General features: G+C 49.0%; 23 protein-coding genes, 1 pseudogene and 1 other annotated feature. Of the genes and pseudogenes, 17 read left to right on the top strand and 7 right to left on the bottom strand.

Features of this window, described 5'->3' with window-relative positions; all coding sequences use genetic code 11:
• Positions 1-547 precede the first annotated feature (547 nt).
• Positions 548-2,118 (bottom strand): IS3 family transposase gene (locus ACT3TJ_RS16595; RefSeq protein ID WP_233926273.1). Its coding sequence is split into 2 segments (ribosomal slippage): positions 548-1,665 and positions 1,665-2,118, totalling 1,572 coding nucleotides; the frame shifts between segments, so codons are not numbered across the junction.
• 434 nt (positions 2,119-2,552) lie between these two features.
• Between ACT3TJ_RS16595 and ACT3TJ_RS16590 the strand changes: the two genes are divergently transcribed.
• The 3 genes from ACT3TJ_RS16590 to ACT3TJ_RS16580 all read left to right on the top strand — a co-directional run bounded on the left by ACT3TJ_RS16590 (position 2,553) and on the right by ACT3TJ_RS16580 (position 5,680).
• Positions 2,553-3,047: a toll/interleukin-1 receptor domain-containing protein gene (locus tag ACT3TJ_RS16590; RefSeq protein ID WP_096277120.1), complete on the top strand. Its 495-nt coding sequence runs from the start codon at positions 2,553-2,555 to the stop codon at positions 3,045-3,047.
• A 191-nt stretch (positions 3,048-3,238) separates the two neighbouring features.
• Positions 3,239-4,392 (top strand): IS3 family transposase gene (locus ACT3TJ_RS16585; RefSeq protein ID WP_444666042.1). Its coding sequence is split into 2 segments (ribosomal slippage): positions 3,239-3,476 and positions 3,476-4,392, totalling 1,155 coding nucleotides; the frame shifts between segments, so codons are not numbered across the junction.
• Complete coding sequence (locus tag ACT3TJ_RS16580; protein WP_444666041.1) at positions 4,385-5,680, top strand: SIR2 family protein; 1,296 nt, start codon at positions 4,385-4,387, stop codon at positions 5,678-5,680. Before ACT3TJ_RS16585 ends, ACT3TJ_RS16580 begins: the two co-directional genes overlap by 8 nt.
• A gap of 1 nt (position 5,681) precedes the next feature.
• Here the strand turns inward: ACT3TJ_RS16580 and ACT3TJ_RS16575 are convergent.
• Positions 5,682-6,898 (bottom strand): IS3 family transposase gene (locus ACT3TJ_RS16575; RefSeq protein WP_444666039.1). Its coding sequence is split into 2 segments (ribosomal slippage): positions 5,682-6,613 and positions 6,613-6,898, totalling 1,218 coding nucleotides; the frame shifts between segments, so codons are not numbered across the junction.
• Positions 6,507-6,623, bottom strand: a sequence feature (AL1L pseudoknot). (Overlaps the previous gene by 117 nt.)
• A gap of 170 nt (positions 6,899-7,068) precedes the next feature.
• On the opposite strand from ACT3TJ_RS16575, the gene ACT3TJ_RS16570 reads away from it, so the two are divergent.
• On the top strand, positions 7,069-7,512 hold the full coding sequence (locus ACT3TJ_RS16570) for a TIR domain-containing protein (protein WP_096277114.1): 444 nt from the start codon (positions 7,069-7,071) through the stop codon (positions 7,510-7,512).
• A gap of 467 nt (positions 7,513-7,979) precedes the next feature.
• Here ACT3TJ_RS16570 and ACT3TJ_RS16565 read toward each other — a convergent pair whose 3' ends face one another.
• Both ACT3TJ_RS16565 and ACT3TJ_RS16560 read right to left on the bottom strand, forming a co-directional pair.
• Positions 7,980-9,254: a Y-family DNA polymerase gene (locus tag ACT3TJ_RS16565; RefSeq protein ID WP_096277112.1), complete on the bottom strand. Its 1,275-nt coding sequence runs from the start codon at positions 9,252-9,254 to the stop codon at positions 7,980-7,982.
• Positions 9,251-9,700 (bottom strand): LexA family protein, encoded by a 450-nt coding sequence (locus tag ACT3TJ_RS16560; protein ID WP_225734540.1) that lies wholly within the window; start codon positions 9,698-9,700, stop codon positions 9,251-9,253. Before ACT3TJ_RS16560 ends, ACT3TJ_RS16565 begins: the two co-directional genes overlap by 4 nt.
• Positions 9,701-10,127: 427 nt before the next feature.
• On the opposite strand from ACT3TJ_RS16560, the gene ACT3TJ_RS16555 reads away from it, so the two are divergent.
• Together ACT3TJ_RS16555 and ACT3TJ_RS16550 are read left to right on the top strand one after the other, a co-directional pair.
• Positions 10,128-10,784: an SOS response-associated peptidase gene (locus ACT3TJ_RS16555; protein ID WP_096277108.1), complete on the top strand. Its 657-nt coding sequence runs from the start codon at positions 10,128-10,130 to the stop codon at positions 10,782-10,784.
• A 277-nt stretch (positions 10,785-11,061) separates the two neighbouring features.
• Positions 11,062-11,487 carry a hypothetical protein gene (locus tag ACT3TJ_RS16550; protein ID WP_225734539.1) on the top strand — a complete coding sequence of 142 codons (426 nt, stop codon included), beginning with the start codon at positions 11,062-11,064 and terminating at the stop codon, positions 11,485-11,487.
• A gap of 295 nt (positions 11,488-11,782) precedes the next feature.
• Here ACT3TJ_RS16550 and ACT3TJ_RS16545 read toward each other — a convergent pair whose 3' ends face one another.
• A complete protein-coding gene (locus ACT3TJ_RS16545; RefSeq protein WP_444666037.1) occupies positions 11,783-12,751 on the bottom strand; it encodes a LysR family transcriptional regulator in 969 nt (322 codons plus the stop codon).
• Positions 12,752-12,774: 23 nt separating this feature from the next.
• Between ACT3TJ_RS16545 and ACT3TJ_RS16540 the strand changes: the two genes are divergently transcribed.
• The 11 genes from ACT3TJ_RS16540 to ACT3TJ_RS16490 all read left to right on the top strand — a co-directional run bounded on the left by ACT3TJ_RS16540 (position 12,775) and on the right by ACT3TJ_RS16490 (position 21,735).
• The gene (locus ACT3TJ_RS16540; RefSeq protein WP_096277102.1) at positions 12,775-13,869 is read left to right on the top strand and encodes an ABC transporter substrate-binding protein; all 1,095 of its coding nucleotides are present in this window, start codon (positions 12,775-12,777) and stop codon (positions 13,867-13,869) included.
• Positions 13,866-14,924: a FecCD family ABC transporter permease gene (locus tag ACT3TJ_RS16535; RefSeq protein ID WP_444666035.1), complete on the top strand. Its 1,059-nt coding sequence runs from the start codon at positions 13,866-13,868 to the stop codon at positions 14,922-14,924. Before ACT3TJ_RS16540 ends, ACT3TJ_RS16535 begins: the two co-directional genes overlap by 4 nt.
• 2 nt (positions 14,925-14,926) lie before the next feature.
• A complete protein-coding gene (locus tag ACT3TJ_RS16530) occupies positions 14,927-15,751 on the top strand; it encodes an ABC transporter ATP-binding protein (RefSeq protein ID WP_016239116.1) in 825 nt (274 codons plus the stop codon).
• Positions 15,744-16,259 carry a hypothetical protein gene (locus ACT3TJ_RS16525; RefSeq protein WP_019282989.1) on the top strand — a complete coding sequence of 172 codons (516 nt, stop codon included), beginning with the start codon at positions 15,744-15,746 and terminating at the stop codon, positions 16,257-16,259. The genes ACT3TJ_RS16530 and ACT3TJ_RS16525 overlap by 8 nt, the downstream gene beginning before the upstream one ends.
• A 12-nt stretch (positions 16,260-16,271) precedes the next feature.
• Positions 16,272-16,697 (top strand): phosphonate C-P lyase system protein PhnG, encoded by a 426-nt coding sequence (phnG, locus tag ACT3TJ_RS16520; RefSeq protein WP_081194694.1) that lies wholly within the window; start codon positions 16,272-16,274, stop codon positions 16,695-16,697.
• Positions 16,698-16,701: 4 nt separating this feature from the next.
• Entirely contained in the window at positions 16,702-17,259 is a 558-nt protein-coding gene (phnH, locus tag ACT3TJ_RS16515) for a phosphonate C-P lyase system protein PhnH (RefSeq protein WP_048766753.1), read from the top strand.
• Complete coding sequence (locus ACT3TJ_RS16510) at positions 17,259-18,272, top strand: carbon-phosphorus lyase complex subunit PhnI (protein WP_016239120.1); 1,014 nt, start codon at positions 17,259-17,261, stop codon at positions 18,270-18,272. Before phnH ends, ACT3TJ_RS16510 begins: the two co-directional genes overlap by 1 nt.
• A complete protein-coding gene (locus ACT3TJ_RS16505) occupies positions 18,269-19,081 on the top strand; it encodes an alpha-D-ribose 1-methylphosphonate 5-phosphate C-P-lyase PhnJ (RefSeq protein WP_048766754.1) in 813 nt (270 codons plus the stop codon). Before ACT3TJ_RS16510 ends, ACT3TJ_RS16505 begins: the two co-directional genes overlap by 4 nt.
• On the top strand, positions 19,074-19,838 hold the full coding sequence (locus tag ACT3TJ_RS16500; protein WP_444666033.1) for an ATP-binding cassette domain-containing protein: 765 nt from the start codon (positions 19,074-19,076) through the stop codon (positions 19,836-19,838). Before ACT3TJ_RS16505 ends, ACT3TJ_RS16500 begins: the two co-directional genes overlap by 8 nt.
• Positions 19,838-20,452 carry an ATP-binding cassette domain-containing protein gene (locus tag ACT3TJ_RS16495; RefSeq protein ID WP_016239123.1) on the top strand — a complete coding sequence of 205 codons (615 nt, stop codon included), beginning with the start codon at positions 19,838-19,840 and terminating at the stop codon, positions 20,450-20,452. The genes ACT3TJ_RS16500 and ACT3TJ_RS16495 overlap by 1 nt, the downstream gene beginning before the upstream one ends.
• A gap of 320 nt (positions 20,453-20,772) precedes the next feature.
• Positions 20,773-21,735, top strand: coding sequence for a porin (locus ACT3TJ_RS16490; RefSeq protein ID WP_086961201.1), 963 nt, complete (start codon positions 20,773-20,775; stop codon positions 21,733-21,735).
• A 261-nt stretch (positions 21,736-21,996) separates the two neighbouring features.
• On the opposite strand, the pseudogene ACT3TJ_RS16485 reads toward ACT3TJ_RS16490, so the two are convergent.
• Positions 21,997-22,608: pseudogene (locus ACT3TJ_RS16485) on the bottom strand (TRAP transporter large permease subunit); the annotation flags it as partial.
• On the bottom strand, positions 22,538-23,287 hold the full coding sequence (locus ACT3TJ_RS16480) for a DNA sulfur modification protein DndB (protein ID WP_193057264.1): 750 nt from the start codon (positions 23,285-23,287) through the stop codon (positions 22,538-22,540). The gene ACT3TJ_RS16480 and the pseudogene ACT3TJ_RS16485, both read right to left, overlap by 71 nt.
• Positions 23,288-23,542: the final 255 nt, after the last annotated feature.

Below are 23,542 nucleotides of genomic sequence, written 5' to 3'. Positions count from 1 at the left end.
CCCATAAGCCCCCATGGGTGACAGATATTAGCAATATTGTTAAATGACGAAGGCAGCTTCATGCCTACAACAATACGGCCTAGTTAGTTCATGTTACCCAGGCCAAGAAGGCGCATCCGGTAGTGACAATGGCCTTTGATCAAGGCCCGCCCTGACTCTTTTTTACGACACATCTTGCTCAAAAATGTCCAACAGCCTCGCGCTAAAAGCGCTTTATTGGCCACTTCAGAGCAGATCATGATTAGAGTTTGCTTCCGACGTCGTCACGAAAATAATCCTCTGATGCAACTAGGCCAAATGTGCTGTTCGGCTCGTTAGCCTCTATCCCAACCTCCTCACTGAATAAATTTTGTATACGTCGCTCCTGTTTTAGGTACGCAACTGTGCCAAAAAAGCAACTCTCACAGAGATGTAGTTCGTAGCGCTCGCCATCGTGCTTAGCCCCGTATCCCCAATGAGCTTGGAGCGTCGCAAATTCAAGCCCAACATTCGCTACCCGAGTGGAGCATAGCGGTGATTTTCAACCCAGTTGTCCAAATGGCTGCACTTAAGCAGCCTTTTTATTACGCTCGATTTCCTGCACTTTCCCTGGGTTAAGCGACACTGAACCAGTGACCTCCCAGTTTCGGGTGCTGCCCGACCAGCGTTTCGGATAGCGACGCTTAGCGCTTTCATAAACCGCTTTACGACGTTCAAGGCGTTTTCGATCAACGCCACGATGCCGGTCAGCTGGCGTGACATATTGGATGCCACTGTGAAGGTGCTGTTCGTTGTAAGCCCGCTCGAACACCAACATCCATTCTCGTACCGCGCTCAGCGATGTAAAGCCCTTGGTGGGCCATGCTGGGCAGTATTTGACGGTACGGAACAGCGCTTCCGAGTAAGGGTTGTCGTTGCTTACTCTCGGTCGACTGTAAGACATCAACATCCCTAGTTCGGTTAACCTCGCTTTGAGCGTATAGGACGTCATCGGCGCGCCATTATCCGAGTGCAACACCGGCGGCTGATGCCAGCATTTCTCACGCAATAATGCACGCTCCATCAGCTGTTTAGCCAAGTCGCCCGATTCCGTCTCATGAACTTCCCAGGCAATGATTTTGCGGCTGTAGATATCCATGATCAGGTAGAGATACCAGTGCTGGCCTCGTACAACGGAGGCGCAATAGCTAATATCCCAGCTCCAAACCTGGTTCGGCCCTGTCGCCGTAAAACTGGTCGGCGCGGGTACTGTGCGGCGTGCTTTCGTACGGCCACGATGATGCTGCTGGTGATGCTTTTTCAAGACCCGATAAAACGACGATTCGGAGGCCAGATAGACGCCGTTGTCTGCCAGTAAGGGCACGATTTGAGACGGCGGCAAGCTCTGATACTCGGGACGATGACACGTGTTCAAAATGGTCTGCTTTTCCTCATGCGTCAGCTGATGCGGCTGCCTCCCTTGTGCCGCCTGTGGACGCTGATCCTCAACAACAGTGCCACACTCAGATCGCCAACGCTTTAGTGTGCGCTCGCTTACATCGATAATATCGGCTGCTTGATAGCGGGAAGCGCCCCCCATAACCGCTTCGTCAAATAGCGCGATAAGCCTTGCACGTTCGTCGAGCGGCGTTAGTCGTCCTCGCCGCTGTCGGGATCTTCGCTGTACAAGGCGTCGAGCTTTTTTGAGAGCACCAGTAACGACGTCGTCTCTGCCACTACCTTGTCTTTGCGTCGCACTTCCGCTTTGAGTTGCTTGATGGTCTTACGGTCTTCTTTACGTTGCTTTTGCGCCGCTTTTTCCTGATCTTCTTGCCGACCAGCGCCTTCGAGGCAAGCCGCTTTCCACTGTTGAATTTGCTCGGGATAAAGGCCTTTTTCGCGGCAGTAAGCGCCAAGCTCCGCCTCTGACAGGGTGGCGGTTTCGATGACCACGGCGAGCTTGGCGTCGGGCGACCATTCGCTGTCGCCTTGGGTGTAACCCGGCACAGGCACTCCTTTTACTCGACACTGTTTTAGCCAACTATACAGCGTCGCGTCAGAGATGCCTTCCTCTGTTGCTACCGATGCCACACTGTGATTATGGGGTGGTAACAACTTCTTCAGGACGGCTGCTTTACGCTCTGCAGAATAACGTGGCACAAGGACTCCATGCCGCTCCCTCTGGATTAGATTTAGGCGATATCACCAACCGGACAACAAGGCTGACAGAGGGGGATAGGCATACATCGCACATCACATCGGTGACGGAATCGATTTCCACCTTTTCAATAATTTTCATTTTGATTCTCCTACATTATTCAATCATCTATCTCCCAGGCCCAATAATCTGAAGAATTGAATGATCCGGTTACACCATTGGCTGCCACTAGATCATGATGGAACCCCAATGAGGGTGGTAGTCGCTATTTCGTACAGCACCCGGTTAGGCCTAACAGGATTCACTAAGCCTTTCATCGCCGCCTATTACGCTGAACGCTTCCGCTATCAGAATACGCTCAGAAACGGCTTGCGAATGAATGAAAATAATGACACTTTCCCTTGAAACACTAAGAAATAGTAGGGAATGGTAACGTATGGCAATTTACCAATATGAGCTCAGCAATGCTTCATTTCGTAAGCAACAACGGGTTTTTTCATCACCAAGCATCGGTCGACCGACTGCTTTCTTGAGCCATAGTCACAAAGATAACCAGCAAGCATTAGGCCTTCAGCAAATGCTCATTGAACAAGGGTGGGATATCTACATCGATTGGCAAGACCAAAAGATGCCGGAACGCCCTGATGCAGAAACCGCAAGGCGAATCAAGAATGCCATTGTGCATGCCAATTGGTTCCTTTTCCTGGCTACTGAGAACTCCATGTCATCACGATGGTGCCCTTGGGAGATTGGTTACGCTGATGGAAAGAAGAATCTCAATAACATCGTCATCGTTCCTACCGTCGACTCATCAGGTCGTCATCATGGCAATGAATATTTACAGCTTTATTCCCGTATCGACACCACACCAAACGGAGCATTAGCCCTATACGACCTTCAAGGGCACAGTCGTTGGCTGAGAAATATCTGATTATGCCTTACAAAAACCTGACGGGAAGCTCAGAATGAAACGTGATCAGTTACGGCTCGTTGACACCCTTTCAAAAGAGCTAGAAGAAGGAAATCTGGCTATTTTTGCGGGTGCAGGCTTTTCAAGAGCTGAATCGCCCCGGGTTTCGTAGACACCTCTAGGCCTTATACTAAAGGTACCTAGGAGGATCCATGAGCCGTCCCCGTTACACTGAAGAATTCAAAATCGAAGCCGTTAAACAGGTGGTAGAGCGTGGCCATCGAGTTGCCGAGGTCGCTGAGCGTTTGGGCGTGTCAGGCCACAGCTTGTACCACTGGATCAAGTGCTACGATAAGCCGGTAGAACAACGGCAAGAAGACGATGATCTCCAAGCTGAAAACCGTCGTTTAAAGGCTGAATTAAAACGCGTGTCAGAAGAGCGAGATATATTAAAAAAGGCCACCGCGTACTTCGCCAGAGAGTCCGACTGAGGTACGCGTTTATTCAAAAGCATGCGAGTCAATATCCGGTACGGCGCTTGTGCCGCATGATGGCCGTGCATCCTAGTGGCTACTATGCATGGTGTAAAAAAGCACTGTCTAATCGAGACCGGGATGATCAGCGTCTATTGGGATTGATCAAGCATGCGTGGCTTGAAAGTGGCGGTGTATATGGCTATCGCAAGGTCTATCAGGATTTGCGTGAGGCTGGCGAAGCCTGCGGTAAGCACCGAGTGGCCCGCCTGATGCGTAGGGAAGGTTTACGCTCTCAGACGGGCTATCGACGACGCCCTGGCTGCTATGGCGGCGGAAAACCGGCTGTTGTATCACCCAACCATTTAGACCGTCAGTTTGAAGTAACAGCGCCCAATGTTGCTTGGGTGACAGATATTACGTACATCCGAACGTACGAAGGCTGGCTTTACTTAGCGGTGGTGATCGACCTGTTTTCCCGTCAAGTGGTTGGCTGGTCGATGAAGTCTCGTATGACGACGGAGTTAGTGCTGGATGCTTTGTTATCGGCAGTCTGGCGACGCAAGCCACAAGAAACTGTGATGGTGCATTCAGATCAAGGAAGCCAATTCAGCAGCGGAGATTGGCAAAGCTTTCTGAAAGCCAATCACTTGGTGGGCAGCATGAGTCGGCGTGGTAACTGTCATGATAACGCCGTTGCTGAGAGCTTTTTTCAACTCCTCAAGCGAGAGCGGATCAAGCGACAGATTTATTCGACACGGGAAGCGGCTAGACGCGACGTGTTCAATTATATCGAAATGTTTTACAACCCAAAGCGCCGACACGGCACAAGTGATAACTTGTCACCGGTTGAGTATGAAAGGCGTTACTTTAAGAGCCTAACGGGTGTCTAGAATATCCGGGGCGATTCAAGCAGCAGGTTATGTCGACTGGAAGTCATTGCTCAAGCCAATAGCTGATGAGCTTGATTTAGACGTCGATAAAGAATGGGATCTAGTTACGTTGGCGCAATACCACACAAACGTCAATGCGACCAACCGAGCAAAACTCAATCAGCTACTGGTGACTGAGTTCTCAATGACGGCGGAGCCCACTGAAAACCACGCGATTCTGGCAAGGCTGCCTATTCCGACCTACTGGACAACCAATTATGATCGTTTGATCGAAACGGCGCTTGAAAAAAACGAAAAGATAGCTGACATCAAACATACCAATAAGCAATTGGCAACGACACGGCCGAAACGTGATGCAATTGTTTATAAGATGCATGGTGACATCGAGCATGCCGCTGACGCGGTGTTGACTCGCGATGACTATGAGCGTTACCACGTCAATATGCAGCCGTTCATTACAGCTTTAAGCGGTGACTTGGTTTCTAAAACCTTCCTCTTTCTCGGCTTCAGCTTCACCGACCCTAATCTAGAATATATTCTTAGCCGCGTCAGGATTCAGTTTACTCGAGATCAACGACAGCACTACTGCATCCTGAGAAGAGCTAGCAAGGGAGAGAATGAAGACCTTGCTGACTTCGAGTATCGCCAACGTAAGGAAGAGCTTTTCACAGGAGAGCTGCTCCGTGTAGGGATCAAAGCCGTTTATGTTGATGAGTTTTCTGAAATTACTGACATTCTGCGTGCCATCGAGCATCGCCACAAAAGAAATACAATCTTTATCTCTGGTGCTGCTCATGACTATAACCCGTGGTGCAAGGCTGAATCAGAGCAATTCGTTTATCATCTGAGCAGGGCCATTTGCAAAGAACAGTACCGAGTGATCTCAGGGTTTGGCCTCGGTATAGGTAGCGCAATCATCACTGGCGTGCTTGAACAAACTGTTATGAATGGTGGCCGTCTCGACAACGACCAGTTAATTCTTAGGCCCTTTCCACAAAGCAAGACTGGGGAAAGGCCTCTGAAGGAACTGTGGACAGAATATCGACGCAATATGCTCGCTCATGCAGGCGTTGCTATTTTTATGTTTGGCAATAAGCTGGAAAATGGCGAGTTAATCCTTTCTGACGGAATGCGTGAAGAATTCGATATCGCTGTAGCGAAAGGCGTTTTTGTAATTCCTGTAGGTATTACAGGCTCGATGTCGAAATTACTGTGGAATGAGGTTATGAAGTCTTATCAAGAATCTCAGCTGAACCGCCCCGGTTATTCCGGAGACCGGTTTGTTTGAGTCAGGCAGCTTCACCCGACTCCTCCAAATGACGATAATACGTCCTTTCTCGTTCTGCTGGTGGAACGTTTCCTATGGGTTCCAGCAGTCGGCGATTGTTAAACCAGTCAACCCATCCCAGCGTGGCATACTCAACGGCATCTCGCCCTTTCCATGGTCCACGATGGTGAATCACCTCCGTTTTGAATAAGCCGATGATGGTCTCGGCCAGCGCATTGTCGTAGGAGTCACCGGTGGTGCCGACTGAGGCATCGATACCCTCATCAGCCATACGCTCTGTGTAGCGGATCGAGAGATATTGGCTTCCTCTATCACTATGGTGGATTAACCCTTGCCTGTGCTTTCGTGCCCACAGGGCTTGCTCCAGAGCGTCCAGTACCAATCCCGTTTTCATCGACGTTGCTACACGCCAACCCACGATACAGCGTGCATAAACATCGATAACGAACGCAACGTAAACGAAGCCAGACCAGGTAGCGACATACGTGAAATCGGCCACCCAAAGCTGATTAGGACGCATGGCCGTAAAGTCACGTTTCACTAAATCAGGTGCTCGTTTCTGGCCGGGATCACTGATCGTCGTGAAGGGGCGTTGGCCTCGCACCACGCCGCGAATTCCCAGGCGGCGCATGAGTCGCTCTACGGTGCAACGAGCAACATTAACGCCCTCACGGCGGAGTTGCCGCCAGACCTTACGAGCACCGTAGACGCAGAAGTTTTCTTCCCACACTCGCTGAATCTCAGCGGTAAGAAACGCATCCTGCCGATATCGATCTGTCCGCCGCTCAGGATCGGTCTCAAGTGCCTTGTGGTGGTAATACGTCGACGGGGCGATTGGCAGCTGGCTACAAATCGACTCGACCCCGAACTGAGCACGATGCTCGTCGATAAATGACACCATCAATTGGGTTTGCGGTCGAGCTCCGCCTGGGCGAAAAAAGCAGCCGCCTTGCGGAGAATTTCATTAGCGCGCTTCAATTCGACGTTTTCACGCTCTAGCTGCTTGAGTCGTTCATTTTCAGGCAGGTTAGCCGAGCTATCTTCCTGCGTGAGTTCTGAGCGTTTGCACCAGGCTCTTAAGGTCTCTGGTGTACAGCCAAACTTGCTGGCAATGGAGCAGATCGCCGCCCACTTGGACGGGTATTCGCCTTGCTGTTCAAGGACTAATCGAACAGCTCGCTCTCGGACTTCTGGGGAATATCGTTTTGGTGAGTTCATAACTCCATCCTCTCAAGATATGGAGTCTCCGGTAAAGCCGGGGCGGTTCACAGCACGCGAATGGTAAAAAGATTACACCCTTGTTGGGTGAACTAGGCGATAAATCTACATCACTTGAACGCGCTCAAGAAGTCATCCTCCTCCTCTTACGGCTCATCTAAGGTGTCCCCATGGCTAGAAAGGTTTTCTTTAGTTTCCAGTACGACGACGTTCTGAGAGCGATGAATGTCCGTAACAGTAACGTGATCAATGCCAACCCTAAAGTTGGATTCATCGACAAAGCAGAGTTCGAGAAGTTAGAGCGCACAGGTGATAGCACGGTAAAAGCATGGATAGATGCCCAGCTTATCGGTACGACTGTGACAGTCGTACTTATAGGTGCCAATACTGATAAAAGTAAATGGGTAAAATACGAAATAGAGAAAAGTATCAAACGGGGCAACGGATTGTTGACTATAGATATTAGTAAAATCCCAGATTTCAATAAACAAACAAGTGACTTCTGCGGCATGAAGATCCAAGGATACAAGCACTACCGCTGGAATACAGATAATGGTCGTGAAAACCTTGGAGTATGGGTTGAAGAAGCCGCCAAGGCTGCTGGAAAACCTTGAGCGATATTTAAGCGACCACACCTTTGAGCTAATTAACGAAGATGAATTCTGATGCCCCGCCTGAAATCATACAGGCTACCAGGGGACCTATTCACCAAGCGATCCTGCGTTTGAACCCTTGTTTTAGCGGAAAAATGTCACGTGCTAACTGCTCGAATTATCCTGAATCGGATCAGGTGTCTTTGCCATCCATCAGAATAAGCTGAAGTACCACTGGCTTAGTTGCTGCCAATTGGGTTAGTGGCACACATATCGCCAATCGTTTTTAGTTTCATTGCATAACGGATTGTTGTAAGCCATTGCTTACAAACGCTGTGGTCAATCGCTTACATAAAAATGGCTTGATAAAGGCTAGGGTGAAAGTGTGACGCCCAGGATCGCCGCTTTAGCACGTCGAATGCGTCACAACAGGGATGTGATTATTGGTAGTGAAAAGAGGTAGGAGTGCCAGGGATGGCAGCTCTTTTCTAGGTTTTGGCCACTGCTAGCTCTTCCCAGCGTGTGGTGTAGCGTGGTGTACGGTGCTCGCAACGCAATTCCCAAGCATTCTGTTTGCGAGGCATGCCAATCCGGACGGTATTTTTTCCGTGTTCGCGATTGAGCTTATCGAGCGTGGCCATCAATTTTTCATTACGAGCACGTTTCTCGTCACTGATCGGTTCGGCGAGCAGCCCTAGTTGTTCATTGTCGTGATCGCACAAATCAATGAGCATAATCCCGCATTTTTGGTACCAGATGTCTTTTTTAAAAATTCTTTCTAGCCCTGCCATGGCAGCTTTGATGAGCTCGCGGCTATCATCGGTGGGGTGAGGTAGCGGTATTACTAACCGTTTACTGTAGCTCGGCAGATCTTGCCGAAAGCGATTGGTGTGAACAAACACCATCAATGCCTGCGCCAAGCCGTTTTGTCGTCGTAGCTTTTCACCAGCACGTGATGCGTGCACGCGTAGGGCTTCGTGCAGATCGGTTTTGTTCGTCGTGAGCCGGCCGAAGGAGCGGGACACCATGATCTGTTTTTTTGGTTGGCTCATGTCGTCGAGTGATATGCAGTTTTCGCCCCTCAACTCATAAACCAGACGTTCCATGACCACACTGAAATGGCGCCGCAAATGCTTAGAGCTGGCGGTGCGCAGCTGCCAAGCATTCTCTATGCCTAGAGTATGAAGCCGCGCTGCACTGCGACCTGCTACCCCCCATATCTCATTAACGGGTAGCTGCTCCAGGAATTCCCGGGTGTCGCTGCTGTTAGGGTCCATCATGGCCACGCCATTGAAAACACTTTCTTTTTTAGCGCGGTGATTGGCAATTTTTGCAAGCGTTTTGCTAGTGCTTAAGCCAACGCTAACCGGAATACCTGTATCTCGCTTAACTTGCTGTCGCATTAATTGGCATCGTTCTTCTAATGTGTCTGGTTCAAAGCCCTCAAACGATAGAAATGACTCATCAATGCTATATACATCCACGTGAGGCGTATGCTGTGAGAGAACATCAGTAACGCGGCTGCTCATATCACCGTAAAGCGCATAATTTGAGCTGAGCAATGTGCATTGTCGACGAATATGCGGATCAATCTGATGGGCAGGCATTCCCATTGCCACACCTAAGTTTTTGATTTCTTGCGAACGCGCGACCACGCAGCCGTCGTTATTCGACAAAACGCCGACAGCTTGGCCTTCCAACCTGGGAGCAAAGACTCGTTCGCAGGAGACATAGAAATTATTGCAGTCGACCAAGGCAATCATACGGTGAAACCGGGTGCTAGCGGTTGGATGCTATGGGTGGCCACACCCCAATTGTGACAATCATGCCCAGTGAGAGGGATGGGCTTAAACTCTGGGTTAGAGGCCACCAAATACGGCCGACTGCCCATGATGCTTAGCTTTTTACACGTCAGCTCGCCGTCCACGCTCATGATCACGATATGGCCTGGCTGAGGATTGATAGACCGGTCGACAATTAACAACGCATTATCTTTAATGCCATCGCCTTCCATGGAGGTGCCTTTGGCTCGCAGAAAGAACGTTGCACTAGGGTGCTTAATCAAATGGGCAATAAGATCTAATTCGACCTCGACATAATCGTCTGCGGGACTCGGGAAACCAGCGCGGACTTCGCCACCCGCTAAAGGCAGCCTTAGCGGTCGAGCCATGGTGTCGACGCGTCCAAGAATGGTGAAATGCATACTCATGCCATGCTCCCCATCGCTCGCCATGTGCCTGGTAGATGCACCTCAATGTTTTCAAGCGGTGCGAGTAGCGCGTCTTGTTCAGTCCCCCAAACCGCCAACAACTGCGTACCTTCCTCTCTCAAATCATCCCGTTGAAGAGGAAATCCTCCAACGATAACTGGAAGAGTACGGGGACTACTGAATGGCCGTTGCATAGACCGTGGGTAAGTTTTCTTGCTCATAAGCGCCTCCCTATATAGCTGTTAATATATACAGTATTAAGGGCTGACAATAAGCGATCAGCCTAGTGAATCGCAAGCACTCTTCTTCATTCGTTGGTCTTATCGTGTTGGCAAGCCCACCTTATTTTGACGGTGGTTAGATGAGGGCACCGCGATTTTGGTGCGTAGGCTGACTTGGATGGCCAATTCTCGTCTATCCTGCAGCTATGTGCGGACGATTTGCTTTATTCACCCCGATACCTGAGCTGACCAAAAAGGTCGGTGCGGTTATGTCTGAGCGCGACATTCGACCGCGCTACAATGTGGCGCCGGGTACCTGGATCGCGAGCATACGGCAGGCGTCTGAGGACTCTGCTCCCACGCTTGAAGAGGTGTGGTGGGGATTTCGCCCATCGTGGGCCAAAGGGAAAGGCACGCAACCCATAAATGCGCGAGTTGAAACCGTTGCGACTAATAACTTTTTCAAATCGGCATTTGCTAAACACCGGTGCCTCGTACTCGCTGACGGATGGTACGAATGGATCAAGAACACGCCCCCTAAGCAGCCTCATTATCTGTGCCGAAGGGATCGAGAGCCCCTATACTTCGCCGCTATCTACGCAGAACGGGATGATGGAGGTCTAGGATGTGCCATTCTCACCGAGCCAGCTCGAGGCAGTGCTGCCGATGTGCATGACAGGATGCCGTTAATTTTGGACGACGACAGTCTTGAACACTGGCTTGCTACTGACCTGACGGATAAAGAGACAATCCGCAGCATGGTGCGGCATATCGATGCGGGACTAGTTGAACATTGGCCGGTTAGCACGGCTGTTAACAAACCTTCCGAGGGACAAGGTGATGAGCTGATCAATCCTCTCTAGCGTTTCTGATCTTGAGATTGATAGTTTTCCAGCGCTTTTATCTATCCGCTAGGTTGTAGCCATAGGAAGGAAGAACAAATTCAAAGTGAGGAGCCAACAAAGCTATCTCACTGGTAGGTTGAACACCGTAAGGTGGTTAGACGTTATCCATCATCGGCCGCTTATGCATGGCTAGCCTCAAGTACCACGACGATCACTTCCGCGACGGCTAACTTATTAGTATAGCCCCCAGGATAATGGACCAGAGTACATACCCAAAATAAGGGTGCCTAAGATTATGACCACGCCAACTAGTTTGCGCGAAGCTGAGATGGAAGCAAGAGCGCGTCGAGCCGTGATGGAAAGCGGCGATTGGTTAACTGTCGATGAGATATTGCAGTTGCCAGGCGTCCGCTCACGTGGTGATAGTGTTCATCCTGCTCAGTGGAAACAACAAGGTGATATTTTTACTATCAATGACCACGGCACCGATTACTACCCAGCGTTTGGGCTTGAGAAGGATGCTGGCTACCGACCGTATCGCGTCATGTCGAAAATCATCGACATCTTCAAAGAGGATAAAGACGGATGGGGAATGGCCTTTTGGTTTCAGTCGATAAACAGCTATCTTGGCGGGCTAAGGCCCCAGGATCTGATAGCTACAGACCCTGATCTCGTTATTGATGCCGCTCTAGATGAGGTGCGAGGAGTCACACATGGATAGTGAGTAGACCAATATGGGGTAGTGGCAATAACAATCGACACGCTTCAAACGAGCAAAAAAGATAATCAGAGCTCCCCCTAAAGGTGACTTAAGTTATTATGAAGAGCTATCCGTGGAAAGGGGCTATGTCATGTGCAATGGGTCGCCCGCTATACCCCCATAGGGCCATGCCTTTACCGGCGTTGATGTTAGTCTGAATATGCTCACGTGGGTTTAATAACCATTATTTGCGAGGCTACTCATGTCAGCATCAGCCATTTCGCCTCAAAAGCATAGGAAAAATGGGGGGATTACCTTACCATGCTTCACTAAAAGCCTGAGAAATTTGACTCCCCATCATGTATGAGTGACGCCAAAAGCAACCTAATTCACGCTCTGCCGATAAAGCGGGAGGAAGCTCCATCACTGCTAAATGATCCGGTAAATGTACATCTCTTACCCAGCCATACGGCAATAATGCATGACCATAACCTGCGGCAACTAAAGCCATTCGATGCTCAACACCAAGGCCATATGTACGAGTCAAGCCGGAGCTTAATAATTTACTTAAGCCTTCAGTAATTAGCGATGGAACAAAATCATCCTCGCTAAGTGGTAGTAATCCAGGCTCACAGAGCATAAGAGGATGGAGTTCAGGCTGAAGTTTATCGGCTCGCACTAGTAAGACAAAGTGTTCCTTGAATAAGCTTGTATATGCCATCCCCTCAGGAACCGACTGTGCTGCACTAATTAGCAAATCAATTTCACGGTTCTGTAAACGCCGTAACAGACCTTGATGCTTGCCACTAACCAACTCGACTTTAGTTTTACCTGAACGGTGAGCACAAATCTGGATAATCCGTAACAAGTTATCCGGTGCCAGTGAGGAAATCACTCCAATACGTAAGGTTTGCCCAAAGGGAAGAGCTAAGCCATCATCACGTAACCCCTCAAGCCGAGTCACGCCTTCTAAAATTACGGCGATTAAGTCTAAAACTTCCTTTCCAAAGGCAGTGGGTGTTATTTTACTCCCCCTTTCAAAAATGGGCTGTCCGAGAATTTCCTCTACTTTTTTTACTTGATAAGACAAGCCCGAGGTCGAAATACCCATGTCTATGGCCGCATAACGAAAACTACGTTTCATTGCGACGGCCTCAACTAAAAGCAAGTCACGCACAGACACTGCTGCTAGCTTGTTCGTAATTACTTCACGCACCGTCATAAAACATTCGATTCCAATTGATGAAACACTGGCTATAATATTTTTAATCAAAATTATAGTCAATCTCATTCTCAATTGGAGAGGTTATGACCTCAATACCCCGTTGCTTTGCCGTGCTAGTAGCGACAACTTTGTTATCAGGTAACTTGTCAGCGCAAGAATTTAACTTTACTGATGTAACCGGACAGGAAATTAAGTTAGAAGCCCCTCCTAGACGTATCATTACTCTGCCCAATCCAGCTGCAGCTACCTTCATCGCAATAGATGGTTCTACCGAGCTGTTAGTGGGTATGAATGAGGGCTCTAAACGAGCCTTTGAGAGCGGTATGATGAGCGTTATGTTTCCTGAAGCTGTTGATATCTCCAGTGACATTTTGTCGGAAAACGGTGGTTGGATGCCCAACGTAGAGGCCATCGCAGAACTTAAACCGGATTTAGTCATCCAGTGGGGTGAGCGCGGCGATGATATCGTAGCTCCACTTCGCAATGCAGGTTTGCCCGTTGCTCTAATGGTAGGCGGTGGCAATGCGGGTACAGAAGAGCTGGCCCGAGCCAATATGAAAATGGTGGCTGATATCACGGGTAATACTGAAAAACTGTCAAAGCTTATTGATTGGCGTGACCGTGTACAAAGTGAAATTACTACTGGTTTAAAACAAGTAGGCTTTCATGCAACACCAAGCATTTTGCATTTGCGCTCTGCCAAATCCAAGTTGACTGCTACTGGTGAGAAAAGTTATCAACAAACCTTCATCGAGCTGGTTGGCGCTAAAAATGTAGCTCAAGGAGCTGGCGTACAAAGCACTGTTAGCGTGGAACAGATTCTTGAATGGAACCCAGATATTATCTTACTTTCCGCAGCAGAGACGGATGCTGGATTAGAAGCGATATACGACGACCCATTACTTTCTCGCTTAAATGCCGCCGTACAAAAACGCGTTTATAAGACACCTCAAGGTGGATATATCTGGGATAGTGCTTCCCATGAAAGCCCCTACACATGGATGTGGCTGGCCAATCTTACTCATCCCGATATTTTCTCTTTTGACCTACGTCACGAATTAAAAGAAGGCTTCAAATTACTTTATAACTTTGACCTATCGGATGAGCAGATAGATCGAATTCTGCGTATTGCTATGAACGGCGACAGTCACGGTTATCAAGTGTTTCGTAAACAATGAACACATATACGCGATCGATTCACTCGTCCTCAGAAATGGTTGAGCCAGTTACCCTGAGCACTTGGCGTGCTAGTCATTGGCCTCTTTTGTCCCTACTGCTTATAGCGACTGTGCTAATCGGGCTATCAGTAGGTCGATACAGCGTAGCGCTAGATGAGATTGTAGCCATCCTATATGCAGCCTTACGAGGTGATAACTCACAGCATATGGATGCGTTGGTGATCTTGAATGTACGCTTGCCGCGCATATTATTGGCAGGAGTATGTGGGGCTGGGCTTGCCATCTGCGGGGTAGCCTTACAAACCTTATTTCGTAACCCTCTCGTTTCACCTAAAGTGCTAGGTTTATCCTCAGGTTCAGCATTAGGAGGATCACTGGCAATTTTGGCTGGAGTAGGGGGGCCGCTACTGATGGGGGCTACGTTTGTATCAGCATTTGCTGCTCTGTTTTTAGTAGTGCTGATTTCAAATATGGCGGGTCGTACTTTGATGACTATTGTGCTTGCTGGAATTGTTATTGATGCTTTATTTGCAGCAGGTATTTCGTTAGTTCAATATGCCGCGGATCCAGAAACGAGTGTACCTGCCATCGTCTTTTGGCTGATGGGAAGCTTTGCAACGGCGAGTTGGGAAAAATTTGCACAAACTGCTCCTATACTCATTGCCAGCATTTACCTACTGAATAGAATGCGCTATCGCATTGCTGTACTCGCTATGGGTGACGACGAAGCTAAGTCGTTTGGCATCCATGTTGCACGCTCCCGGATGATCGTCTTCGCGTTGATTTCTATCATTATCGGCGCCTGCGTAACCGCATCGGGCGTAGTGGGGTGGGTAGGACTCGTAATCCCACACTTTGCTCGTATGTTAGTAGGCGAAGATCACCGCCGGCTCTATTTCACGAGTCTTATGCTGGGTGCCACTTTCATGATTTTGACTGATACGTTGGCTCGTAGTTTAACTGCTGCAGAGATTCCTTTAGGCGTACTCACAGCTCTAGTTGGCGCCCCCGTCTTTGTGTACTTACTATGCACTCGTCGACGTGAAAGGGCTTAATCATGCAAACCGTCTTTACCTCTCATCTCAGTTTAACTGGAGCGTGCGTACGTTTTAGTGAACGTGTGATTTTTCAGGATTTAAGTTTTAACGTACAAAAGGGCGAAACGTTGGCCATTTTGGGCCCAAACGGACGCGGTAAGACTACGTTGCTAAAAGCTCTATTAGGCTCACAACGTTTAGATCAAGGACAACGGCAGGTACCCCACCTCATCGGCTATGTACCTCAATACCAATACGGTAGTGAAAACCATTGTTGCCTCGATGTGGTACTCATGGCACGAGCCGCCTTGCTTCCCATGTTCAGCCTTCCTTCACAGCGGGATCGTAAGCTAGCTCTTGAAGCATTGGAAAAAGTAGGCGGAGGGCATTTTGCTTATCGTTTATATGGCTCTCTATCCGGCGGCGAGCGCCAATTAGTGTTGCTTGCTCGTGCTTTAGCTACTGGTGCTGAGGTACTCATACTTGATGAGCCGGCTTCAGCTTTAGATTTAGCTAATCAGGACTTATTGCTTAACGTCTTATTCGAGTTACGCCGAGTACGTAGCCATTCGGTCGTTTTTACCACTCACCATCCGCAACACGCTCTGCATCTCGCAGACAAAGTACTGCTGATGCACACCAACGATCAGATTAAATTTGGTCCAGCTGATGAGCTGTTAACCGAGTCTGAGTTATCCCGTTTATACAACGTCAGACTACGCCGTCTAATGGTGCAAACGGGAGAACATTTTCAAAGCACAATCTGCCCGGTTTTTGGAATACGTGAACCGGATCAAGATATGCCCATTTCTTATCCTCTAAACAAAGGTAAATACAATGAGTAACGATACAATCTCCTATCTGGAAAATGGACATGAATTTACAGTCCACTTTGATGAGTTATTAAAATACCACGGTGCCGGTTATCCGGGTGGTGTAGCCCACGGGCTAAAAGTTATGCAGCGAGCCTGGCCCTTGCTAGATAATGGTCGTTTGCCTGAACGACGTGAAATTCGCTGTGTCACAGCCTTTGGAGGCCCAGGGGGTAGAGATGCGATTGAGTTTGTTACCCGCGGTCTTACTGAGGGTCGCTACATTGTTGATAACTCAGTAGGGCTCGAAGAAGAAGAGTCCCCCGGTGGTCGTTATTACTTCCGTTTCGAGTACCGTGGCACCGCTGTTGAAATCACCATCCGTCCCGGACACGTACGCCCCGAGTTCATTCAGTTAGCACGCAAGAAAGACCGCTCACCAGAAGAAGAGATCATTTTGGCTGAAATGAAGCTCGAAATGGGAGAACGCTTGTTAGTCCAGCCCGCAGAAGATATTTACAACGCTACCGTATTATCGTAATAAGTCATAGCCATGAGTCAAGAACGTCAAACTTGGCTCGGGCTACTTGCCCGAGCTAACCGAGATTATCTGGAAAATATCTGGGCTACTTACAATCCGGGTGTGCCTATACAAAAACTCGCTGGCCCTGAAACGGGGTTGGTGCAGCTCAATACACAAGCTTGTAAGGCCTCAGTGTCATTTCAGTTTGGTGAGGCTTCTTGTACTCGCTGCGTAATCGCTATTGGGAAAATTCAAGGTTACGCAGTACATTTGGGCTCCGATCTACGCAAAGCGGAGTTAGCGGCCTATCTAGACGCCTTTCTACAAACGGCCCCCTCCCACCAACGTGAGCTGGTGCTGCACCCTATACGCCAACAGTTAGAGCTAAAAAAGGCTGAGAGGGAGCAGCTGACGGCTGCTACTTCTGTACGTTTCTACACCACACAAAAAACTTAGAATCATGAAAATACCTTTACGATCTGAGCACAGACATGACGATGAGTTACATCGGCAGACGCGTACTTATCGGCGACTACTGCATGCCTTTGGTTACCCAATGCGCATACAGCAACTAGAAGAGCGTGCTATTCATTGCATCGTTGACTGCCTTCTAGACAGCCAAACGACGGTAGCTATTGAGGTGGAAAATAAGGAATTAACAAGCCGTATTTTGAATACAGGCGCAACCTTGAGCCAAACTCCCGAATGGGTTTTTGCAGGTTCTCAACGGCATCACTTACAACATATTCCAGCAGGAAGCCGTGAGGCGCCTGAAAGTGGGGCAACCCTTGTCATGGAAATAGCCGCCATATCACCTACAAACGGGGGGCTTGCTATACGAGCCACCGGTGCAGGACTCAACAAACCACACACTTTATATTTTTCAGGGTTACATCAAAATGTAGTCATTGATCATATTGCTTTTCGTGCCGATTACCCGCGTGGAGTGGACCTACTACTATGCGCTGACACGCAGCTGGTTGTATTACCACGTCACTTAACTTTGGAGATCATTTAATGTACGTACCAGTAAAGGGTGGTGAACAAGCAATTGCTGCTTCCCGTATAGCCGTAGAACGGAGTCGCCGAGGCGACGACACAATCCCCGAGATTGAAATTAATCAAATCATGGCACAAATGTCGTTAGCTCTTGATCGGATCATGAGTGAGGGGGGCTTATACGATCGACGTTTTGCTGCTATTGCCTTTAAGCAAGCTCAGGGAGACATTGCCGAAGCGGTATTTCTCGTACGTGCTCATCGCGCGCAATTAGCCAATTTTGGCTCAAGCCAAAACATAGATCTAAAAACAATGCATTACAGTCGCCACATTTCCGCCACGCAAAAAGAGTTGGCTGGAGGGCAAATTTTAGGCGCCACTTACGACTACACCCACCGCTTACTGAATATGGATTTAGAACACTCTCGCCCTCAGTGCGAGTTACCTAAATCAGTGATAACAGCTCCCTCATCGCCCTCTAGCTCTGAGCCACTGTACGCAGATCTTATCCGCACCGAAATATCTAAAGCTCCGATAGACATTACGCGAACTGTTTTGCCTTCTTTACCTGATCCTTGCGAGCGTCTCGCTCATCTCGCTCGTGGCGAAGAAGGCTACTTAACTGGATTAGCTTACGAGAGTTTGCGTAAAGCCTCAACGAGTCATCCCTATGTAGCGCAATTAATGAGAGGGAGCGTTGAAATATTCGTAGAGCTGGAAGACCTCAATTTAACCGTATCCATTGGTGAGGTTGAGTTAACTGCCTGCACTACTGTGGCTCCAAATTTTAGCTCATCTCCACATTTAGAAGCGGGTTTTGGTATTGCTTTTGGAGCTAACGAGCGTAAAGCCGTCGCCATGGCAATCGTAGATCAGCACTTTAAAATTGAGGGTGCTACCAGTGATGCACTCATGCATACCGACGGAGTCGCTGCATCCGGCTATGTCAGCCATTTGAAATTACCTCATTACTCTGACTTTGATGCTGATTTAGCGCGTTTACGCCGAGTTCAGGCTAAGGAGGAAATATGAATTATGCCTACCTTGATCTACCGTCCAAACAAGAAATACGTCGTAAAACCCTAAAAGCACTCTGTCTACCTGGACGTCAAATACCTTTCTCAGCTCCTGAGCTACCCATTGCCTATGGTTGGGGGGTAGGAGGCATGGCTATTACCGCTGCCTTATTAGAACCGAATGACACGTTAAAGGTAGTCGATCATGGTTCGGATGATACCGTTAATGCCCTGAATATCGCGGATTTTTTTACTAAAACGGCAAACATATCAATTACGACAACAAGCTCAAAGGCTACTCTCATTCAAACGCGTCAGCGAGTCCCTGAAAGCCCGTTGCGGGAAGAGCAAATTGTGGTGTACCAAGTTCCTCGACCTGACCCTCTACGTGGATTTATTAATGATGCGGCCGAAGCACTGACACGGCACGCACATCATGATTACGGTGTCGTGTTAAGCGCTCTATTTGAAACATGGTTGCAACAAGATGAGGCGTGCTTAGGATACGACCACCCTGTGATTGTTAATGATGGGGTCTTAATGTCACCGTCGCCTATTCCTGCTATGGATAACCCCCGCATGGCGATGATGCCTGCTATTCAGATTTTTGGCGCCGCACGCGAGCGACGAATTTATGCATTGCCTGCCTATACACCCTTAGCAAACTTAGCTTTTGTTGACCTGCCTGCTAGCCTGAAAAAAGTCGATACAGCATGTTGTATCTGCGGCTCATCTATTCATTATTTGGATAATATTGGTACGTCAAACACCCCCCATTGGGTATGTTCCGACTCCGAAGCATGCAAGGAGCGCGCTCATGTTTAGCTTGCCAGATCCCGTGCTGACAGCACAGGCTATCTCACTTGAAATAGCTGGGCACCGTATTTTGTCGGATTGTCACCTCAAGCTTTATCCTTCCGAGGTTCTCGCTTTAGTCGGCCCCTCAGGTGCTGGAAAATCAAGTCTTCTGAATATACTTGCTGGACGACAGCTATCTAACAACTGTCAGGCTCTTTCCCTTTTAGGCCAGGATTTACTACGTACCAGTCTTTATCAAACTAACCTTTTACGTCGGCGGGCGTGTGGCTATGTGGCTCAGGATGCCAGCACAACCCTAAACCTGAGACAAAGTGCCGCCACTAATATCGTACGTCGTCTTTTTGATTTAGGTGACAACCGTGCGGTTGATGCACTCAAACAAGCACAAAAATGGGGCCAGCGACTTGGTTTATGTCCAGAACGATTACATGAGCCAGTGAAGAACTTTTCGGGAGGGATGCGCCAACGCGTACAAATCGCTGCGGCCATGATCCATCAGCCGAGCATTTTATTTTTAGATGAACCCACTGCTGGTCTCGACTCAGTCGCTCAAGCAGATTTTTTAGATGTGCTCTCTAATTTGAGAAACCAAACACAGACTGCCATGGTGTTTGTGACTCATGACTTACGTCTAGCTCGACTCATTGCTGATCGGGCCATCGTGATGGATCAAGGCCGCATCGTCAGCGAATCCATTATGGATCGTTTGCTTACTGAGCCTGAGCATCTCATCGCCCAAGCTATTGTTAAGGCAATGATTTAATGAATAAACCAACTGTGATTTTGCAGTATGAAGGCAATGGCATACATCATGGGCCACTTCGCATAACGGCACAAACAGGGCAGATCGTACAGATCTGGGGAGCGTCAGGCTCAGGAAAATCGACTTTGCTCTCACGAATTTGGGGAAGTCGAAGCTTAGGAACGGCACACTTGTGCATACGAACCCACGATCAGCAGTTCACACCAAGCACAATGACACCCGCCCACTTTGCATTTCTACGCTCACGATTAATGTCGTACGTAGGGCAACATCCTACCGTACTACCTCGCGAAAAACTTGTGGATTGGTTTGCTCTAGTCCCCACAAAGACAGTACTCGACGGACTAAGACTGCTGGACCTCTCTCCTAGCTTACTCTCTCGCTATGCCTGTGATGTCTCTGGTGGTGAACTACAGCGTTTTATGTTGCTTCACGCTTATTTTTCTTCTCCTCCAATCTTACTTTTAGATGAGCCCTGTACAGGATTGGATCCAGAGCGTAGTCATCAGGTGAGCACGCTTTTATTACAGGCTAAAGCCGCTCAGAAACTGGTTATTTACACCAGTCATACGAGTGCCAGTTGGGTGGATCAGTCAATCTCTTTAGACGGTTAAACCGTCTACATTTAATTTAACCTGGAAAAGTACTCATAATGAAAAAAATTTTATTGGGATCTGCGTTGAGTGTAGGTTGCCTAAACTTCGTTCATGCCGATACCTCAGTCACACTGGTAATCCCCCCACCAAACCGTAGTGCTTTAAAGTAGAATTTCTCGCAAAGGAAATTCAATGAAAAAGTCTCCCGCTTTGGCTGAGTGAGCGGCTTATTAATGCCTACGCCATACAACATTTAATAAAAAAGAGGAGGGCCAAAAAGAAAAAAAATCTCACGGCAGTGTAAAAACAAACTCAAAAAGATAAATCAGGGAGTAAACATGTTGTTGAACAACAAAAAATGCCATGGCATTTCTACATTGGCACTAGTAGCAGGTTTAGGGTTTTCAGGAACCACACAGGCATTCAATGTGTATGAAGACGGAGAAACTTACTTTGACCTATATGGCCGTATACACTTGACGTTAAACAACGATGACGGTAACGACTATATTAGTGAAGAAGGTTCACGCCTTGGCTTTAAAGCTGGACATAGGATAAATCCTAAGCTAGAGGGTTTTATAAGAGCCGAGTTTAGATTCACCGCTAATGATCGTGACGAGGCACGGCCTAACGTCATTGATGATATAAGGAACACATATGTAGGGCTACGATTTGAAGACGTCGGAGCCGTAAAGGTTGGTAACTTTGACTCCATCTATTATCAGAACATATCCAAGGTTATCAATGTAAGAAATACTGTGGATTGGCGAGCCTTGGCAAAAGGTGGTGCCCGCGCCCGTGGAAACTCTATCTCTTTTGAATCCCAAAGTTTCGATGGCTTCAGCCTGGGTGTCGCTGGAAAGCTCGATCCAGAAGATGAAGATGCAGGTGAAGAAGAAACACTTAACCTAATGGGATATGTAGCCTATGAAACAGGCCCGGTACGTTTTGCCGCTGGCTATGATGAAGCAGAAGGTGATGATGATGCTCTACTCGGGGCAAGCGTAACCTACAAAATATCTCCACAGCTAAGTGTCGGTGCGTTATTTGAAGAGCAGGGAGATATTCGTCATTATGGTATAGCACCCGTTTTTAGTTACTCAGAAGGCAAAATATACGGGAACGTCAGCTATATGGAAAATAGTGACATGAATTTGAGTGACGTCCAATACGTTGCGGGTGGCAGCTACCGGCTTAGTGATCCAATGTTTGTATATTTAGAATATGCTAGCAGTACAGATAGGGAGATCAATGCGATTGATAAGGATTGGTGGGCTTTAGGGGTTCGATACGATTTCTAAGTTTCACAGAGCCCATTAATACAGGTCTACACAGCACCCCGAAAGTTGAACTCCCAGTTCGACCTTCGGGGTTTAAATCTCGATAGCCTCAAAAATCAAGCGCAACGCCGGTGGAGCTGGTGAAATTGATCCGCCGCATGTCGGGGTGGGCAATTAGATGGTGCACAGCCGGGTACTGCCCGGAAACCTTCATGATGAAGGTATTACCGCACACCACAGAGACATAGCGCTGGCTTGGGTACAGGCAAGCGTACTCACCAACTAGAGCAGAAACAGCGTGCTCAAAATGGGGAAGGCGATTAATAGCGCTAGTCGTATTAAGTCAGAAACCACAAAAGGCGCCACCCCTTTAAATATCTCCCCTAGCCCGACATGTGGCGCCATCGCTTTAATCACAAACACGTTCATCCCCACCGGCGGGGTCATTAGTCCCAGCTCAACGGTCAGTACGGTCAAAATACCGAACCACACCGGGTCGATGCCCATCGCCTGAATAATCGGGTAAACCACCGGCACGGTGATCACCAGCATCGCGATGGAGTCCATGAACATGCCCAGCACGAAGTAGAGCGCCAGGATGCACAGCACGACGACGATGGGCGTTAGATCCATACCGTAGAGTAGGTCAGTGATGGAGAACGAAATGCGCGACACCGAAATGAAGTAACCCAGCGTTTCGGCCCCTACCAGCATAAAGAACACTACCGCGGAGAGCGCCAATGTCTCTTGTACGCTATGCCATAGCTGCGCGCCGCGCATGCCTTTCGCTAAGGCGTAGAGCAGCGTAGCGAATGCCCCAACGCTAGCGCCTTCCGTCGGCGTAAAGGCACCAAAATAGATACCTAAAATCATCACCAGGAAAACGCCAAAAAAGGTACTGGCCAATGTCGCGGGCACGCTTCTCGTTGAGGCTGCGCTGGGCGCGCAGCTCGGGCGGCACGTCCTCTTCATCGAAGACGAACAGCTTGACCAGAACCCCATAGGGAATTTGGGCTATGTAGTATTCCTTGCCCGCCTGGATGCCGCGCACGGCCGGGAACGAGTAGGTGTGTTCCTGGGCGGCCTCGGTGATTTCGCTGGCCGCTGCCTCCCGGCGAGCCGCCGCTTCGGCGCGCTCTTGGCGCTCGGCCTCGACACGCTCGATCTCGGATCGGGCCTGGGCACCATAGCGCTCCACCAGCTCATCGAAGGACAAGCCCAGCGCCGCTAGGCGCCCAGCGTGACGCTCTACCCGGTCGCCCTGAGCCTCGGCATGAGCTGCGCGCTCGGGGTTGTACAGTCCCGGCTCCCAGATCGCTACCAGCAGCGCCACAGCTTCCGACTCCTGGCGTTGCTCCAGGGCAGCCGCCAGAACTTGCGGGTAACGCTCGCCCTTATCTAGCTTGTTCTCGTTCTCGACCACCACGAACGCCTCCAGCGTCTCGGCCTGACGATTCAAGCGGTGCGCTGCGTCGGTAGCGGCATGATCAGCCTTGTGGCCGGACACCACCTCGGCGGATTGGTAGGTCTTCGGGGTGCGGGCGTGGGTTACGACCGTCTCGGTTACGCTCATGACATAGAACATGGTGCTAACTCCTTTGGTTTGTCCCAGCCGGGGAGCGGAATGGGTTTTGGAATTCCGAGAATCAAATTGGCTAAAAAATGCATCGAAGCCGACGCTCGTACCCCGCGCGCTTTATGCGGGCGTTAACTTGAGCCAGAACCAATGACAAGGGAGAATAAGGATCATATGAATTACATCTTTCTCGATACATGTGTTTTGCTAGATGTTTCTACGAAAAGAAGTGATCTCCCTCTTGTGTCTGCA

It is taken from the genome of Halomonas sp. AOP30-A1-24, assembly GCF_052378165.1.
In the GTDB taxonomy this organism is placed as follows: domain Bacteria; phylum Pseudomonadota; class Gammaproteobacteria; order Pseudomonadales; family Halomonadaceae; genus Vreelandella; species Vreelandella citrativorans.
The sequence above is the reverse complement of the archived record's forward strand: the minus strand, read 5'-3'. Positions and strand labels throughout refer to the sequence as shown.

What these genes read in the sequence shown, in the direction of transcription:
- ACT3TJ_RS16530 (WP_016239116.1), top strand. Translation starts at nt 14,927, where the DNA reads ATGCAAACCGTCTTTACCTCTCATCTCAGTTTAACTGGAGCGTGCGTA.
- ACT3TJ_RS16480 (WP_193057264.1), bottom strand. Translation starts at nt 23,287, where the DNA reads ATGAGCGTAACCGAGACGGTCGTAACCCACGCCCGCACCCCGAAGACC.
- phnH (WP_048766753.1), top strand. Translation starts at nt 16,702, where the DNA reads ATGAAAATACCTTTACGATCTGAGCACAGACATGACGATGAGTTACAT.
- ACT3TJ_RS16500 (WP_444666033.1), top strand. Translation starts at nt 19,074, where the DNA reads ATGTTTAGCTTGCCAGATCCCGTGCTGACAGCACAGGCTATCTCACTT.
- ACT3TJ_RS16495 (WP_016239123.1), top strand. Translation starts at nt 19,838, where the DNA reads ATGAATAAACCAACTGTGATTTTGCAGTATGAAGGCAATGGCATACAT.
- ACT3TJ_RS16550 (WP_225734539.1), top strand. Translation starts at nt 11,062, where the DNA reads ATGACCACGCCAACTAGTTTGCGCGAAGCTGAGATGGAAGCAAGAGCG.
- ACT3TJ_RS16490 (WP_086961201.1), top strand. Translation starts at nt 20,773, where the DNA reads ATGTTGTTGAACAACAAAAAATGCCATGGCATTTCTACATTGGCACTA.
- ACT3TJ_RS16525 (WP_019282989.1), top strand. Translation starts at nt 15,744, where the DNA reads ATGAGTAACGATACAATCTCCTATCTGGAAAATGGACATGAATTTACA.
- ACT3TJ_RS16565 (WP_096277112.1), bottom strand. Translation starts at nt 9,254, where the DNA reads ATGATTGCCTTGGTCGACTGCAATAATTTCTATGTCTCCTGCGAACGA.
- ACT3TJ_RS16540 (WP_096277102.1), top strand. Translation starts at nt 12,775, where the DNA reads ATGACCTCAATACCCCGTTGCTTTGCCGTGCTAGTAGCGACAACTTTG.
- ACT3TJ_RS16535 (WP_444666035.1), top strand. Translation starts at nt 13,866, where the DNA reads ATGAACACATATACGCGATCGATTCACTCGTCCTCAGAAATGGTTGAG.
- ACT3TJ_RS16510 (WP_016239120.1), top strand. Translation starts at nt 17,259, where the DNA reads ATGTACGTACCAGTAAAGGGTGGTGAACAAGCAATTGCTGCTTCCCGT.
- ACT3TJ_RS16555 (WP_096277108.1), top strand. Translation starts at nt 10,128, where the DNA reads ATGTGCGGACGATTTGCTTTATTCACCCCGATACCTGAGCTGACCAAA.
- ACT3TJ_RS16570 (WP_096277114.1), top strand. Translation starts at nt 7,069, where the DNA reads ATGGCTAGAAAGGTTTTCTTTAGTTTCCAGTACGACGACGTTCTGAGA.
- phnG (WP_081194694.1), top strand. Translation starts at nt 16,272, where the DNA reads ATGAGTCAAGAACGTCAAACTTGGCTCGGGCTACTTGCCCGAGCTAAC.
- ACT3TJ_RS16505 (WP_048766754.1), top strand. Translation starts at nt 18,269, where the DNA reads ATGAATTATGCCTACCTTGATCTACCGTCCAAACAAGAAATACGTCGT.
- ACT3TJ_RS16590 (WP_096277120.1), top strand. Translation starts at nt 2,553, where the DNA reads ATGGCAATTTACCAATATGAGCTCAGCAATGCTTCATTTCGTAAGCAA.
- ACT3TJ_RS16560 (WP_225734540.1), bottom strand. Translation starts at nt 9,700, where the DNA reads ATGAGTATGCATTTCACCATTCTTGGACGCGTCGACACCATGGCTCGA.